10 protein-coding genes are annotated in these 16,676 nt (G+C 50.6%); 3 read left to right on the forward strand and 7 right to left on the reverse strand.

All coding sequences use genetic code 11. The features are described from left to right. Positions 1-221: 221 nt before the first annotated feature. The gene (locus tag DESTI_RS10585) at positions 222-1,418 is read left to right on the forward strand and encodes an HlyD family secretion protein (RefSeq protein ID WP_211213769.1); all 1,197 of its coding nucleotides are present in this window, start codon (positions 222-224) and stop codon (positions 1,416-1,418) included. Continuing rightward, positions 1,354-2,910 carry a DHA2 family efflux MFS transporter permease subunit gene (locus tag DESTI_RS10590; RefSeq protein WP_014809956.1) on the forward strand — a complete coding sequence of 519 codons (1,557 nt, stop codon included), beginning with the start codon at positions 1,354-1,356 and terminating at the stop codon, positions 2,908-2,910. The genes DESTI_RS10585 and DESTI_RS10590 overlap by 65 nt, the downstream gene beginning before the upstream one ends. A gap of 133 nt (positions 2,911-3,043) precedes the next feature. On the opposite strand, the gene DESTI_RS10595 is transcribed toward DESTI_RS10590, so the two are convergent. From DESTI_RS10595 to DESTI_RS10605, 3 genes are all read right to left on the reverse strand, one after another. Further along, a complete protein-coding gene (locus DESTI_RS10595) occupies positions 3,044-4,405 on the reverse strand; it encodes an IS701 family transposase (protein ID WP_014808181.1) in 1,362 nt (453 codons plus the stop codon). Between the two features lie 568 nt (positions 4,406-4,973). Further along, positions 4,974-10,097: a pilus assembly protein gene (locus DESTI_RS10600; protein ID WP_014809957.1), complete on the reverse strand. Its 5,124-nt coding sequence runs from the start codon at positions 10,095-10,097 to the stop codon at positions 4,974-4,976. After that, entirely contained in the window at positions 10,087-10,560 is a 474-nt protein-coding gene (locus DESTI_RS10605) for a hypothetical protein (protein WP_014809958.1), read from the reverse strand. Before DESTI_RS10605 ends, DESTI_RS10600 begins: the two co-directional genes overlap by 11 nt. 641 nt (positions 10,561-11,201) lie before the next feature. Between DESTI_RS10605 and DESTI_RS10615 the strand changes: the two genes are divergently transcribed. Beyond that, positions 11,202-11,453: a hypothetical protein gene (locus tag DESTI_RS10615; protein WP_014809959.1), complete on the forward strand. Its 252-nt coding sequence runs from the start codon at positions 11,202-11,204 to the stop codon at positions 11,451-11,453. A gap of 517 nt (positions 11,454-11,970) precedes the next feature. Here DESTI_RS10615 and DESTI_RS10620 read toward each other — a convergent pair. The 4 genes from DESTI_RS10620 to DESTI_RS10635 all read right to left on the reverse strand — a co-directional run bounded on the left by DESTI_RS10620 (position 11,971) and on the right by DESTI_RS10635 (position 16,660). Beyond that, entirely contained in the window at positions 11,971-13,437 is a 1,467-nt protein-coding gene (locus DESTI_RS10620) for an NAD-dependent succinate-semialdehyde dehydrogenase (protein ID WP_014809960.1), read from the reverse strand. A gap of 607 nt (positions 13,438-14,044) precedes the next feature. Beyond that, entirely contained in the window at positions 14,045-15,385 is a 1,341-nt protein-coding gene (locus tag DESTI_RS10625) for an acetyl-CoA carboxylase biotin carboxylase subunit (protein ID WP_014809961.1), read from the reverse strand. 4 nt (positions 15,386-15,389) lie between these two features. Continuing rightward, positions 15,390-15,620 (reverse strand): acyl-CoA carboxylase biotin carboxyl carrier protein subunit, encoded by a 231-nt coding sequence (locus DESTI_RS10630; RefSeq protein ID WP_014809962.1) that lies wholly within the window; start codon positions 15,618-15,620, stop codon positions 15,390-15,392. Positions 15,621-15,676: 56 nt separating this feature from the next. Next, positions 15,677-16,660 (reverse strand): 5-oxoprolinase subunit C family protein, encoded by a 984-nt coding sequence (locus tag DESTI_RS10635; RefSeq protein WP_014809963.1) that lies wholly within the window; start codon positions 16,658-16,660, stop codon positions 15,677-15,679. Positions 16,661-16,676: the final 16 nt, after the last annotated feature.

Below are 16,676 nucleotides of genomic sequence, written 5' to 3' on the forward strand. Positions count from 1 at the left end.
ACATGTATTGAAAGACTTGTGTATATGAAAATGACTAATTCGGACCTATCAATTGACGTTTCAGAGTAAATATCATGAAATCTTGACACATTAAGCGGCGTGATTATCATTGTAGTAATGTTATGGAATTTAAGCATGCTGACGCTATGGAAAGAAAATCGACAAAGTTCAATTGGAGATCATATAAATGGCCCGCGCTAATTGTTGGAGTTGTCATACTATTGGCGGCTGGTATTACCTACTTTCTCTTGACCAGGGGACAGGTGTCCACTGACGACGCTTTTGTCGATGGTCATATTTTTATTATCACTCCACGTATTGCAGGTTATTTAACCAATGTTCTGGTGGACGACAATGAGAACGTGACTGAGGGGCAGCCCCTTGTCAAGCTGGACCCGACTCCGTACGAAGTGGCTTTGGCTCAAGCGCAGGCGAATCTTGCCGAAAGTCGGGCTACCCTCACTTCGTTGGAGTTAGGGGTACCTCTGCAGCTTACTCAAACCGCCGAACAGATCAAAGGTGCCCAGGCAGAGTTGGCAAGTTTGCAGAAGACGCTCGATCAACTTCTTAAAGACGAGGATGCGGCAATTCAAGAAGTGAAGCGTTTGGAGGCCCAGTTTGAGCTCAGTTCGATAGACCTGAAGCGGAATACCGATTTGAGAAAAACTGGAGCAATCTCTCAACAGACGCTTGACAATTCGGAAACGAGTTACAAATCGGCGCTTGCTCAGGTCCAGGAAGCAAAAGCCAAACTTGAGTCGGTCAGGAAGCAAAGAGCGGCACAGGAAGCGGACATCCAGTTAAGAGAGGCTAATGTTGCCCTTGCTGCGACAGGAAAAGAACAGGCTGAAATCAAAGCCCGCCAAACAGAAGCGCAGCAAGCGAAAGTGAAGCTCGCCGAGGAACAAGTAAGACAGGCTCAACTGGACTTGAGTTACACTACGATCGTTTCGCCCGCAAACGGCCATGTTACTGAGAAGAAGATCGAACCCGGTCAATATGTGTCTCCAGGCCAGCAGCTATTCGCCGTAGTGCCGCTGCATCCTCCTCAAGTGTGGATCACGGCAAATTATAAAGAGACTCAACTGACGGACGTCCGTCCGGGACAACCGGTGCAGATCGAGGTCGACACATACCCCGGCGTCATTGTACAGGGCACGGTCGATTCGATAATGGCAGGAACCGGCGGAGTGTTTTCGCTGTTCCCACCGGAGAATGCCACCGGAAATTTTGTGAAAGTTGTGCAACGTATTCCGGTGAAAATTACCATCAACAAAGAACAATGGCATCGATTACCGACATTGCGGATCGGCATGAGCGTCATTCCCACAATTTTGACTTCAGAAAAAAGCCATGGACAGGCCCCAGACAAACAAATGGCTGATCACTCTCGCAGTGATGCTCCCAACCCTCATTGAAATCCTGGACACAAGCGTTGCCAACGTAGCATTGCCGTACATTCAGGGCAGTCTTTCCGCAGGACAAGATGAGGTCACGTGGGTTCTGACTTCTTATCTGGTTTCCAATGCTATTGTTATTCCCATGAGCGGTTGGTTTGCCCGGGTATTCGGACGCAAAAAATACCTCCTGATTTCCATCGTAATATTCACGGTAAGTTCCGTATTCTGCGGTTGGGCTACCGGTCTCGGCGAGATAGTGACATTTCGGATACTCCAGGGAATTGGTGGGGGAGGACTCCAACCAATGTCGCAGGCAATTCTCCTGGAGACTTTTCCTGCAGAGGAACGAGGCCTCGCTATGGGTATCTTTGGGATGGGAGCCGTACTCGGCCCTATTTTGGGCCCGTTAGTCGGTGGATATCTCACTGACAATTACTCATGGCGTTGGATATTCTATATAAATTTACCGATCGGCATTCTTGCGTTGGGGTTGATTACGGCGTTCATATTCGATCCGGCCTATCAAGAACGCCGTAACCATGGAGAAAAAATCGATTATGTCGGGATAACACTCCTGAGTCTGGGACTGGGCAGTCTCCAAGTGGTATTGGATAAAGGGCAGAGAGAGGATTGGTTCGAATCGAATTTTATCGTTGTGCTCACAACCATTTCCGTTGTGTCTCTGATTACACTCATTTTTTGGGAATTGCGCCAAGAGAGACCGATACTGGACCTGAGGATTTTTAAAGACCGCAGTTTTGCTACGGCAAACCTGGTCATGTTCCTTACGTTTTTCGCTTTCCTCGGGTCTATTGTCCTCCTTCCGCTCTATCTTCAGACTCTCATGGGGTATACTGCTTTTCTTGCAGGCCAGGTTTTAGGCCTGGGAGGAGTCTTTCTGTTGGTCTTGCTGCCGTTGGCAGGAAAATTAACCGAACGAATAGATGCCCGCTACTTGCTCGCTGTCGGTGCGATAATCACCTCTTATTCGCTCTATTACATGTCAGGATTTAACGGTCAAATAGATTTTCATTCGGCGATTATGGGCAGGTTTATTCAAACGCTCGGCATGCCGTTCATTTTTGTGGCAGTTACGTTCGCGGCAATGGCGTACGTTCCACAAGAACAGATGAATAATGCTTCAGCAATATTCAACCTGCTCAGGAATTTGGGGGGATCTTTCGGTGTTGCATTTGTAAGCACCATGATCCAGTGGAGGTCGCAATTCCATCAAGCTCGACTGATTGAAAATCTGACCCCGTTCAATCCTATTTTCAACCAATCCGTGGAGCAGATGAAATCTTTTTTTGATGTGCAGATGGGAGCTTTTGCGGGAAATATGAAATTGGCGCAGCAGGCGATTTATCTCGAGATGCAGCGGCAGGCTTCTTTGTTGGCATTCAATGACGTATTTTTTCTTGAGGCCGTGATTATGATAGCCCTCATCGGAATTATATGGATTATCCGGAAACCGCCGGTAGGAGGTAAATCGGGTTTGCCGTCACACTGACCTGAAAGAGAGCTCAAGTCAGGTATCCGATTCTATCGATGTCAGGCGATGTAAGTTATCCCAAGGGAATACACCGTTGGGGTTACGGTCATGGGGGCAGCCTCGAAGGCCGCCCAGGCGAAAGATTAGTTATCTATAGTTTCGCGATTCTTGCATGGTCGAGTCCGCGCGTGGAGCGCGGGCCGTTGAGTTTTTCGAACTTATTGATTCGGCTGGCTTTCGAATAAATTCTCAGCGAGAAATGACTCCTTCGAGCTGCTGCCAGCATGTCTGAAAAGGTGAACGACTTTTTCCGGCAGTACCAGGGAGCCGGGTCGGCAACGAGGTTCTTTGCAGTGACGAATTGCCCAACGAACCAAAGCACTACAAAGCAGTAGGCCCAGTAAGCAAACATAGGGGCACGGGTTACCGAGGTCTCTTTCCGACACTGAGGTTCAGCCGCACCCAGGAGGTTCTTGGTCTCTCGATTGGTCATCTCAATGCTAAAGCGTGCAGCGTAGCGCTCGATAATCTGCTGTGGTGCAGCCTGAGGGTCCGTATCGAAAAACACCATATTGGCATGGTGGCCGGCCGGGTCATGGCACAACACGATCGAAAGAGGCTGTTGCCCTGCGCTATGATACCATAGCGCCGTGAACTGATGTATCAGGAGCTTAGTTTGTTTTCCATAGCAGAAGACCCTAATCTCATTCCACCCCAGATTGGGGTCCTGGAACATCGTTTCCAGGGAGGGCAGTCGAGCGCCTCTCTTGCGAGGTCTGCCCATCACTGTAAATGGAGCAGGTTCCAGCACAGCGAACAAAGCTGCATCCTTTCTCAGCCTCCCTGTAATGTGCACATTCTTGGGTCGTGCTTTGAGGATGGTATCGCAGCAGTATCCCAGGTCGAACACAATTCTCAGTCTTTCTCCCTCTTGGAGCCATGAATGAGTCAGATTTATAAGATCCAATCCAAGTTCGGGTTTTGTCTTGTAGGGCAGGCTCTTGGGATTAAACTTGGCCTTTGGCGGCCACCAAAGGCGGGCAGCGTATGGCAGACAAAACATGCGATCGCTGATGCCGGGAAGGCGAATCGCCAGTCCTATGATGACAAAGCACACTCCATACCCCTTTTGCTTAGTATGCTTTGGGAGTGAACCATCATGCTGCCAGCCCGCGCCACAGATCTTCTTGCCAGTGTGCTTGTTCAAGGTGTCGTCAATCACCACAAGGATCTCGATCCCTTCTGCAATCAGCGTTTCTACCAACATTCTGAAGACGAAATAGGAGACAAAGTCAGTCTCCCATCGTCCCTTGCCGAGGAATCGGTAGATGCTGGCGAAGTGCTTGGATTCATGGAGTCTCATGGTCAGAATCACCTGGCTGATAGTGTGCTTGCCCATAGTGAGCACCCAACCGACCACCAGCGCAACGAAGATACGGAAACTCGGTGCGCTGAAACACGCTCTGAAATGAATCTCGTCAATCCCGAACGGATCTGGTATAGATCTCTTCAACTGGCGTTCCTCCTTCCCAGAATCTTTACACAAAACCGGGTATGTGCGGAACGCCTTATTTTTTCAAGGATTATCTCACCATCTAACCGTCCAGAATACAAAAAGGGCGAAACTATAGTAGTTATAGCGATTGCCAAAAACTCTGACGTTTGTCCCGCGCTCCTGCAAGATACTAGTGGGGATCGGCGTCTCGAGACTGTCTCAAAATTCTCGAATACACAACACATCGTGCCACGATTCATCATCCTTGTAGGGGCAGGTCTCGTGCCTGCCCTCCCGCAATGACCGGCACAGAGGCCGGTCACTACCGGGCACCCACGAGGGGCGCCCCTACAATCAGACCGTGAAGATGATGAGAATTTCGTGCCACGATCGGGAATGAATCCCGGCTTTTGAGACAGCTTCTTTCTGTCGGTCCATCCTATTGATATCATGGATTATGTTGAATGTGCCGGCACGGAGGCACGGCACCCACCAATATCTCTGATCCTCAATCGGACACTAATTTTCTCAATTGTTACATCATCCTGAACGACACGAATAGCAGTTCAGGTTTGTCGTTTTTCCGTCATCTTTGTCTCCATCCTCGGAATTGCAGAGGCTTATTCGTTCCCAGATCCGGCTTCAGCTTCTTTATGGTGCCGTCGCTCATCTGGATGATAATGCTGTTGCCTTTGGAATCCAGGACGGCTCTACTGGGAACCCCTGACCCCAGACTTACCTGGTAGCCTACGGTGTTAGTCCCTGTTGAATTGGTAAGAGTGACCGTATCTTCGGAGGGGAAGGGATTGTAGTCCGAGGAGAAAGGTTGGCACATATAGTCGAATACGTACAAGTACCCTTGCCCGGTATACCCGCAAATATCGAATGGCGGCACAAAGGTGGTCACAAAGACCAGGCCGGCCGCCAGCAGAGGCTTGCCCAGCACACGCTCACCCGGCTTGCCTTCCGCCGGTGCATCTGCGGAATCAATCGGAGTCCCGCATCCATCACTCCCTGACTCGCATGGGGCACGAAAATCATAAATGCACTGGTAACAAGAATCGGTACATGAACTGTTCGAGGATTCACAACAGTCTCCCTGGTATAGACCGTATATGGCGGACGTGGTGTCCGACACTGTTGAATCGCTCGACCAATTGCAGTTGGTGTTAAAACCGGTCATGCTGTCGGGAAGTCCGCATTTTTTCACGATTTGGACTTTGAAGTTGGTGCTCCCCACAGTACTCCATGGATCTATCGCAGACGATCCTATGACGGGAAGCCCGTAGATAGTGCTGCCGCTCACTGTGGCGACCGGATCTCTCAGGTTGTACAGTGCCATTTTAGCAGTATCCGTCTTGTCGTCGGTCCCGTAGGTCACATCATCGTACTTACCCGTGCCGAAGATCACTCTCAATGCGGGTATGCTACTGGATGACGCCGATGACGAAGTGCTTTCGAAGCTCGCTACAGGAGCTACAGAAATGGGCTGAAGGGTTGACCTGTAGTAGTTTGAAATCAGATCCGACGAGCTTATCGGTTTGGTAGGCCATATATTCACCTCAACACCAAAGTTCGAATTGCTTGTGGTTGCGTCAGGGAAATACTCGGAGAGATTGAACTTTATCCCATAAAAATATCCGTTCATATCACCTACGTATACCCTGTCTACAAAGCCGTCGTCGCCCACTGCCGAATTTACCTGGTCCCACACATCCAGGGCAAGAACATCCGACATGGCATACGGAATCGTGTTGGCTCCCATCTGCCTGTTAGGAAAGGCTTTTGCGTTGGCATTAATTACTATCGGCCAGATATATTCCAACAGATTGTACCCTGTCTCGATATCCAGCATCAGGAGATTCGGCCAGAACAATGCCATCTTGAAACGGTCATCTATTGCAGGAGTAGTGGTGAAGCTCCTGTCATAAATGTGTATGCCCCCGCCAATGAACACCACCGGTCGATTATTGTTATTCGTATCCCATTGTACGGTTTGGGAGGGAAGGTTAGTGTTTGCGTCCGGCTCTCCCACATAGAATTTCACCGTGTTGGGAACGTGAATGCGTGCTACGTAGGGTTGAGACCAGGCCAAGGGGAGAGTCTTGATACTCTCATAAGCGGCCTTGAATGGAGCGTAAGCCTTGTACGTTGCGGAGCCGCAGGTCGAGGTCGCACAAATCGCCTCGCAATTCGACTGGCACGTAGCTTGAGTCGTAAGACAGGAGGTTTTGCACGCCGTGGTCGAACATTTCGAATAGCAAGTGTCATACGTGCTTTGGCAGTTCGTTGTACAACTGTTTCGGCATGCCTGCATGCAGGTGGTGGTAGAAGTAGTTCCCTGTTCGGCCACTATTCGGTTTTTGAGGACCGAGTATTCCCACAGAACCTTCGGTCCCTTGCTGCTATCTGAAGAATCGGGCACAGGATCGGTGATGTCGATGGCGAAATACACGTCGCCTCCTCCCCGCTCACCTCCTATGATGACACTACGCCAGCATCTCCCTTGAGCATCCGCGCTACTGCCGCAATAATCGGATTTTATGTAGACTTCCCAGTGCCTGGGCCCAAGATCCACCATAGCCCTGTGAACGCAAGGGCTGGTACCGGTGGTCGTGCCGTACGATGTTGACTTCAGTGCTTGCAACTCGGTGAGGAGATTACCGGGAATATACGCCCACAACTCTTTGCCTATGTTGGAGTCGACACCGGGTTCGAAAACCCATGTACTGCCATCGGTCGTCGTTCCCATGAGAAATGCATGGAGCATTCCGTCGTTCGCCCCCACGTAGATGACTTTGGAACGTGTGGATTGGTTTCCCAGGTAAGTCATGTATTCGTTGATATTGGGGTCTCGCTTGGAAACGCTTCCCAATTTGGGTGGACCTACGACGACAGGGGTTGAATATACTATATCTCCAAGAATCCACCCGTTTCTGTTCCGGTATCCGGTTACCGTATTGCCTCGTACCCAGTTGATTATATTGTCCCTTTCCGTGGTGTTGACGACACCCAGATCCGACGTAGAAATGTTCGTGGAATCGAACGTCTTTTGTTTGTATGTGTCGGAACTCGAATCATATACCCACGTGTATATCAATCTCGCGTCCGAGCTTACCGGACTCTGGCTATAGAGTATTTGTCCGGAATCCCAGCAATGTCTGCTCGATGAGGATAGGCCCATGCAAAGTCCGGCGAGATCCGGGTCGGACGTATTCAGGAAGCTGGATAGCTCGAAATCATAATAGGTTGTGTCTCCACTGGTAAACGGAAAATAAGCCTCTATATGTCCTTTCCAGAGGAAATCTGTAGGATTGTCCGGGTCTGCAGCCTGGAACACTCCTCTGACGATGACGTCATCGCTCGAGGTTTCCTGCGAAACCGTTGCTACTGCGCTGGCTGCGGCATTCCCGGTGGTTACCGCTGACATGACTTTCGTGAGCGCTTCTTCCAACTTCCTCCCGTCGTCAGCCTGATAATAGCCGTCCGGTATCCCCTGTGATTCGTAAACACCGTCGCCATCGCGGTCCCACGTGGCATTCCACTCTGCGCAGCATTTGGTGCAAAAGCATGAGGTGCTGCACGTCGACGAACATTCTGAATTGGAAGGATTACAGGCGCTGACAGGCCATGTGAAATTGAGACTGTTGCTGGGGAGACCTGTTTGAGGATAGGGATACGCCTTGCTACTCCCGCAATTTGTAATGTGCTTGAATCCGCCGTACATCGCCACGGCTTTCATGGAATTGTACCCGGTCGTCGTAGTTGAGAAAGCCATAATTGAGTAGACGGTCACGTGTATATCCGATATATCCGAGCGAAAGGTCGTTGATGAGGGATTATGCATGTACTGGGCGGCCTTTACCGGATCCACCGACCCATTCCAGTCGCCATCCGATACGAGCACGACAAAACTGTTGCGGCAATTCACGGCAACCGCGGTACCCAGCGTATTTGTGGTATAGTAGGGATCTGCAGCCGTACCCTTGACTATAAAGCTGGAATTGTCCGCATAGCTGTGAGTGTTTGCCTGCTGAAAGTAGTCACTGGCTTCGTAAAGACCTTCACCCGTGGGCGTCCCGTTATACGGATAAATCTGAGTGAAATCTACCTTCGCACTCGAATTATCGACTCCTTCAAGCGCATTTATCAGGAGACTCTGGCTTGTGTTGTCGCACCCCACTGCAATCTTGCCTCTTTTGTCCGGAGTGCTGCCACTGGATGTAGTGGAGTTGTAATATTCAAATCCGAACCTCACGTATCCGAAAGACTTTTGAATGACTCCGCTTCTGGAGTCTTTCGTTCCGTCTGCCGCTGGTTCCAGTCGAAGTCTCGCTCGACCGGATGGGAAGGCGCCGATTTTGGTGAGAATCGAACCGTTATGTGGATAGCCTGATACGGTGTACGTTGTGAGGTTTACGTTTGAGAAAAGTGTGTACGACGCTTGATAAGAAGATGTGGTCTTCTGATCGTAATAGGTTGCAACCACGTAGTAGGTTCCCGCCGCGAAATCAGTATCTATGCTGGCCGTAGTGGCGGAATTCGAGGTCACGAGATACGAAGATCCACCCCAGTTGTTGGACGGCGCAGCAGAATATATCATGAGGTATGCTTTGTTCGGCCAATTACCCGATAGAGTGAGCTGAACCCTGGTCTTCTGAGTGAGCGTGAACTGCCATGTCTCAAAATACCTGCTCAGATTTTGGGCGCTCGTTGATTTCAACTGTCCGGTGTACTTGCCCTTTATCGTCAGAAACATATCCCTGTCATAGCCGGATGAACTTTTGTAATAACCTCCGGAAGAATTGTAGTCGTTGGGATACGTTGTACTGGACTCAAGGGTGGCTGGCCTCACGTAGAAATCTGCATACAGATAGGATGTGTCCTGGACACGTCTCCTGGCGCCCTGTGGTCTCAAGTAGCAATAGCTGTCATCTGAAGGGCAAATCGATCGACCCCCGATCAAGGCTTTGAGGGCTGCGTCTATGCGGGAAGTGAGAACGAAATTTAAAATATTCCCGCTGATGCCGGTCTGATTACCTGAGCTGTCAAGGACGAAGGTCCCGTTGATTCTCTTTACGACATATCCTGCCGTATCCGCTGTGCTGTTCCACAAAACAGTGTTGTAACTCGATGATGTAACGGTAAATGTGTTCCCGCTGATAGCCGTTACCGTGAAAGCGTTTCCGTTCAGCCCCGTGTGACTCGTCAAATCGGAAAAAGCCACGATATCGCCTACGGCAAAGGTGTGGCCTGCTGCAGTGAAGGTAATCTTGTCCGTGCCGCCGTTAGCGCTGTTCGTTACGCTATATGTGGTGACAGGCTGGGTGCTGGCGAGTTTGAAATAATCATAGGTCGTGGTCGTGGTGGATGGTACATAAACGTAATACTTGTCGGTTTCAAACGTGCCGTAATAGGAATACATCTGATCGTAGGCTTTGTAGATGCTACTCGAATAACACTCCGCAATGTAGTTGGAGAAATAACTGGAAAAGGCATTCGAGACATCGTAATACGCAGGGAATTGCATACTTCCCGAATAATCCATTACAAGCATTACGTTGGGTCTACTGGCGGACCCTACAATAGGGGGAATGCTGCAGGGTGAATACGTAGCGGCAGTTGCCTCGCAAGTGAACAGAATCCCTGTTGCAGAGAAGAGAACCAGCAACGCCAAGATACGGAGGCCATAGTGTATTCTAATATTCATTGGTCCCCTCCTTCTTTTTTAGAACGAGAATGACGACATTACTCTTCTTCTGGCACGTGTAAACCTTGCTCTGGGATTGGACTTGGCTCAATGAGAGGGTCTGGCCCTGGTAATCGCTTATCTTCACGTTCTTGTCGGCCAGACTCAATTTCCAGGTGGTCTTACCTGTCTTGAAAATGGTAAGTGACGATCGGCCGACCTCAACGACCTCAGAAGGGCCGTCCACTGCGTATCCTTCTTTCACGAGATCCTTCACTTTTTGGTCTATGTAGCTCGTGCTTATCTCATCCTGGGAAATGGTTGTCTGGCTGGAAGTAGATGTGGTTCCTGTTGCTCCGCCTGTACCGGTTCCGGCAGCCCAGGTTGGAGAGCATAGTGTCCCAAGAGTCAACGCGGCCGAGAGTACCAGAGCAGCGAGGTCCGAACCGAAACAAATGGGATTTGGTTGTCTCTTTCTGTTCATGAAGATGCCTCCTAAATGGCAACAAAAAGAAGCAGTTGATTGATCGGTCAATCAAGACAAGGCTGGAGCAATAGACGCCACGGTCCTGCTACTAATGTCATTTTGCTTTTTGAAGGGAAATACTAGAGGCAAGATGTGGAGGAAATATGGAGGAGGTGTGTTAACATTGTGGAGTGATGCATTCCTTGAGAAAAGCTGTTCTCTGCAATTTTGCACGCTGCAACGATGCTCGGCAGACGCTCTTATGAAAGAGAATGGAAAAAAGAGCGCACAGAGCGGGACTTCTTTATATAGCAAAATTCATCAGAATAACGGAGAATACCGATCTCCAGCATACAGTCGCGTCAGAGAAGCCGGACAATCGTGAGAAAACACCGGAAACGCGATCCGGACCATCTCAGCGGAGACAGATTCGGGGGGCGATTCGACTCAGAATGTGACCGAGTCACCGAGTGGGTCCCCTTTCTTCGACCAGGATACCAGGGTGATCCGGAACAATTCCTTCATGTCAGTTTTTGATTCAGCTTGCGATACCTTAAGTAGCTTCACGGAAAAGGCCACAAGGTCTCCAAGACGACCTCGCTGCCGATTCGAGCTAAGGGCGATTTCTTCGTCCAAGAAGCAACTTGAAGGAGAAGGCAATGAAGAAAACTGTTCGGTTCATAGTGGTAATGATGGCGCTTATGACTTTTGTATCAGGTACTGTCGCTATGGCGGCGGCCGAATTCTACTTGACCAAGGATTCACAAGGCAAAGTGTCCATAGTGGACAAGAAACCGATGGAGGCAACCTCCATAGTCAAGGGGCCTTTTGCTACCAAAGCAGAAGCCGAGAAAGCCATGAAGGATGTGCAGACTGCAAAACCGGCTACTACGCTCCCCTCAGGCAAATAATACCTGAAAGCGTCTGACGTGCTGAATTTGGGGGGAAGGCACCTTCGCGAGCGAGGCGCTTCCCCGCCAATCATCCTTGATCCAGGGTAACTCAGACTTTCTGCAGACACTCTCCAATGTAAGGGCCAATACCGAGAGCAGGGAACACGAAGCTTGCAATGTACCTGGAGTAGGAAATTAACTCGGCAATATTTCGAAAAGGCTTGTCGGAACCCTCGTCAGGTAATCGTTCAGTTACGAGCGGGCACTAGGGATTCTGCGCCCTGGAAGGACGGCGCAGTAGTAGCCACGGGTGTCAACCCGTGGACATGCGTCATGTCCATAAGCACGGTTCAACGACCCTGAAAGGGTCGACCAAAGGTAACTATTCCCAAATGTCATTGGTGGACCCATTCAGGGTCTTGAAGACAAAGGCTTTGCCGTATCGCTTCCGTGGGTTTGCACCCACGGCTACTATTGGGTAGCCCGCTTCAGGGCTGAAGAAAGCATTCCGATGCGTAACTGAATAGATACCTCGTCACAGAATATTGCCGAGACACACGTACTTGATCTCCAAGTAGTCTTCGATGCCGTACCTGGATCCTTCCCGCCCGATCCCGGATTGTTTGACTCCTCCAAAAGGAGCAACCTCAGTGGAGATGAGTCCCGTGTTAACGCCGACGATTCCATATTCCAGCGCTTCGCTCACGCGGATAACCCTCGCCAGGTCGCGACTATACAGGTAAGCCGCAAGGCCATAAGCCGTATCGTTAGCTATAGAAATGGCATCCTTTTCTGAGGAGAATCGTATGATGGGAGCAATCGGGCCAAAAGTCTCCTCTCGAGCACAAAGCATTTGCGACGTCACTTCAGTCAATACAGTCGGCTCGAAAAATGTACGGCCAAGTTGGTGGCGCTTTCCTCCGAGCGTAAGAGTAGCTCCCAATGTGACTGCGTCATGGATCTGCTCTTCCATTTTCTCTACAGCGGCTTCGTCGATGAGCGGCCCCACGTTCACTATCGGATCAAGTCCGTTTCCAACCTGGAGTCCACTGGCCGCAGCGACAAATTTGTTGACAAACTCATCATAGACGCTGTCCTGCACCAGAATCCGGTTGGTGCACACGCACGTTTGCCCCGCGGCACGATACTTTGACACTATGGCTCCCTCGACCGCTGAACCCAAGTCTGCGTCATCGAATACGATGAAGGGGGAATGGCCTCCCAATTCCAGAGATATCTTCTTTACAGTTCCTGCACATTGTCGCATAAGCAGTCTTCCGACCTCGGTGGATCCGGTAAAAGTGAGCTTTCGCACGAGCGGATTTTCCGTCAATTCTCTCCCAATGATTGAAGAAGAGCCGGTCACAACGTTGAACACCCCTTTCGGAATTCCCGCCCGTTCAGCCAGTTCCGCTAGAGCCAGAGCAGAATAGGGCGTCTGGCTCGCGGGCTTCAATACCATAGTGCAGCCAGCGGCGAGAGCTGGTGCTGCCTTTCGGGCAGGCATTGCGATTGGAAAATTCCATGGAGTGATTGCCGCGCAAACACCTACGGGCTGTTTTATCACTATAATGCGGCTATCGTGCCGGTTAGAGGGAATGACATCACCATAGGTGCGTTTGCCTTCTTCTGCAAACCATTCTACAAATGCTGCAGCATAAGCCACTTCGTCTTTAGCCTCTCGAAAAGTCTTGCCCATTTCTGAAGTGAGGATCATGGCCAAGTCGTCCTGGTTCGCCATTATCAGCTCATTCCAGCGCCGGAGAATTAGGGCTCTTTCTTTTGCCGTCCGATCGCGCCACGCCGGATATGCCGCGTACGCAGCTTCTACAGCGCGCCGCACTTCAGTCGATCCAAGGTTTGGAACTCGTCCGAGTGTCGTACCATCAGCCGGATTAGTCACTACTAAACCAGTCCCGTCGTCTGCATCGACCCACTTACCGTCGATATAGTTTTGCTGTCTAAACAGGGTTTTGTCACTGAGCTTAAGTGATACATTCATTCAAATTTCCTTTGCAGATTCCTTTGCAGACGATCAAATCACTATTGATCGGTTAGAGCGATTGTCAAAAATTCTGGCATTTATTCCGCGCTCGAATACAACCTATTAGTCGGGACCGGCGTCTCGAGATTGTCTCAAAATTCTCGAATGCGCAAAGAAATCGTGGCACGATTGCTATCATGGGGTAGGTTGTCTCTGATTGGCACCTGAGATTCCTGATGGCCAGCGTAGGATGCGGTGACCAGCGGGAACCGCATCAGTCGAGGCCTTTCGCGACCGATGCGGTTCGCTTCGCTCACCACATCCTTGTGAGCTACAATCAGGCCGGGCAGACGATGAGAAATCGTGCCACGATCTGGGGTAGATTTCGATTTTTGAGACACTTTCTCTCTGCCTGTCCATTCCAGCGATATCATTTAATCATATGGAAGATGTGCCGGCACGGAGGCCGGCACCCACCAATATTTTAATCTTCAATCGGACATTGATTCTGACAATTCCTATGAATAGTGGATCCCGTGACACTCGGAACGGACAACGAGCGTTTGCTCGACAAAAAAGCGCACATGCCTCCTACGATTTTCAACGTGGAATTGATACTAGCCGGCTATCCGAAAGACTCCTCCAGGAATGCTGTGGTGAAGTCGCCCTGCTCGAATTTCGGATGCCCGAGTATTTTCAGATTGGCGGTAATGGTGGTTTTAATGCCCTCTATTCGGAACTCACGCAACGCGTTGATGAGGTGATTTCGAGCCTCGGTTCTGTTTTGACCTCTGGCAATCACTTTTGCCAGCAACGGATCGTAGTATGGAGGAACCGAACTGTTGGCCTGCAGTGCATGGTCCACCCTCAAATTCGTGCCTGTTTCGGGAAGTTGTAGCTCCACTATTTTGCCGGGAGAAGGAAGAAACGTTTCAGGGTCTTCAGCGTAGATTCGGGCCTCTATGGCATGGCCTCGCATCCTCACATCTTCTTGACGGAAGTGTAAGGGTTGACCGGAAGCGATTTCCAACTGACACTTCACTATATCCGTATCGGTCAACATTTCGGACACCCCGTGTTCCACCTGAAGTCTGGCGTTTACCTCCATGAAATAGTAGTTCCCGTCCTCGGAACGAAGACCTTCCAAAGTACCGGCGCCGTGATATTCCATCTTTCGAACCATTCGCCTTGCGTACTCGAAAAGCATTTGGCGCTCGTCGTCAGTCACTATGACAGAAGGAGCTTCCTCGATGATTTTCTGGTGTCTGCGCTGAATAGAACATTCCCGCTCGCCAAGCAAGACACAATTACCGTAATCATCGGCCACGAACTGTATTTCGATGTGCCTGGGTTGATGAACGAGTTGCTCTATGTAGCAGGCTGACGATCCGAAGGCCATATTGCCGATGCTGCATGCACGCTGAAAAATTGCCTCCACCTGGTCTTCGGAATCAACTCTCTCGATACCTTTTCCGCCGCCGCCTTTGTCCAGTTTAAGGAGCAGTGGATAACCGTGCTTGCGACCGAATACAACGACTTCTTGCGGATCGTTCACAGGGTCCATGGTCCCCGGAATAAACGGCACGTCTGCACTGTCGGCAAGGTGTCTGCAATAACATTTGGAACTTATGCGTTTCATGACCGTCGAAGACGGGCCCACCCAGGTCAGGCCGGCGTCCGAAACCGCTTGCGCAAATATGGCCCGCTCCGAGAGAAATCCGTATCCGGGATGCACCGCATCGGCATTTGTCGTTTGAGCCGCCCCAATAATCGCGTCCATGTTCAGGTAGCTCAATAGAGGGTTGGCAGGACCGATGGATACGGCCTCATCCGCAGTGCTCAGGTACGCTGCATCCCGGTCTGCTTCCGAAAACACTGCCACGGTTTTTATGCCCATTTCCCTGCAAGTCCGGGTTATCCTCGCGACGACTTCGCCCCGGTTGGCAATGAGCAACTTCTTGATCATAGTTTTAGCCTCCGTTAGGCACTTCCAGGACCACCATCGGCGTGCCGACTTCCAGTTCGTCCCATTCCTTCGACAGAACCTTCGTTACAATGCCGTCCCACTCGGACATGACGGATATTTCCGTTTTCATGCAATTGATGACCGCCACTTCTTGTCCTTTTGCCACCTTATCCCCTTCATTCACGACAACGCGAGCACAGAGTCCCGGAACGCACGCGTCCACATTTTTTTCCATAGCGATTTTCCTTTCTCGTATCAGTCACAGTTTCCCGCACAAGAGCCTTTCCCTTGTTACACCACGGTGTCTTCCACAAAGAGTTTCGTCTGGTCGATACGTGCCTGGATTGCCTCTTCTTGAGAGCACAGTTGAAATTTGATGAAGTCCCTGGCCGGTGTTCCCTGGCCGACCTTCCACAGGTCCGCATTGATCACGTTCAGAGCGCACATATACCCGCCCAGTGTCGGACCGTCGGCAATCAGGAGCACAGGCGTGTTGCCGCAAATGTTCAAAGCTCCTCGCATTGCATACCCATGATCGATTATGTTGGATGGATGGCTTCCTCCGACTCCGCCGTCAGCACGCGAGAAGAAGCTGTCCGGCAGTGCTTCCAATCTGTATGCGGAACGGTTGGAGGTATGCTGGACTTTGAATGAATGAGTAAAGAGATATTCCATTCCCTCTTCGGTGGCATAATCGGGACAGGTGTTAGGCCCTGGAATGGCACGCAGAGTCCATTCACGGGAATACTCAGGGATGAACTCTTGTTTCAGCTTCCTTCCTGTCAAATCACTGAGGTTGCGTGAAGGATTGCCGAATTTCAAGACGTCGCCCGGCTGCAGCTTGCGCCCTTCAAATCCACCATAATTTCCGAATATACAGGTGGATTTGCTGCCCAGATAGGGCTGGACGTCAATGCCGCCGGCAATGCCGAGGTACCATCGAAAGCCGGTCGAACCGATATGAGAGAACTTGATAGTATCTCCCTTGTGCACTTCCACAGATTGCCACATTGCTACTGGCTGACCGTTTATCGTGGGAGGTTGAGGGGTTCCCGTTACGGCAATCACCGTGTCCGCGTTGAATTCTGCCTCGAAAAAACCTGCTGTAACCTCCAAAGCCGCCTCGCCTGGAAGATTTCCGACGAGAAGGTTTGCGTAACCCAGGCCGACATTGTCAAAAGCACCGGACGGTGCCATGCCTTTTCCGAGAAATCCCAGCCTGCCCGGCCAATCCTCCACCAGTGTCTCGATTCCGCCTTGTTTGACTGTAAGCATACTCTTCGTCTCCTTA

The organism is Desulfomonile tiedjei DSM 6799, from assembly GCF_000266945.1.
Lineage (GTDB): Bacteria > Desulfobacterota > Desulfomonilia > Desulfomonilales > Desulfomonilaceae > Desulfomonile > Desulfomonile tiedjei.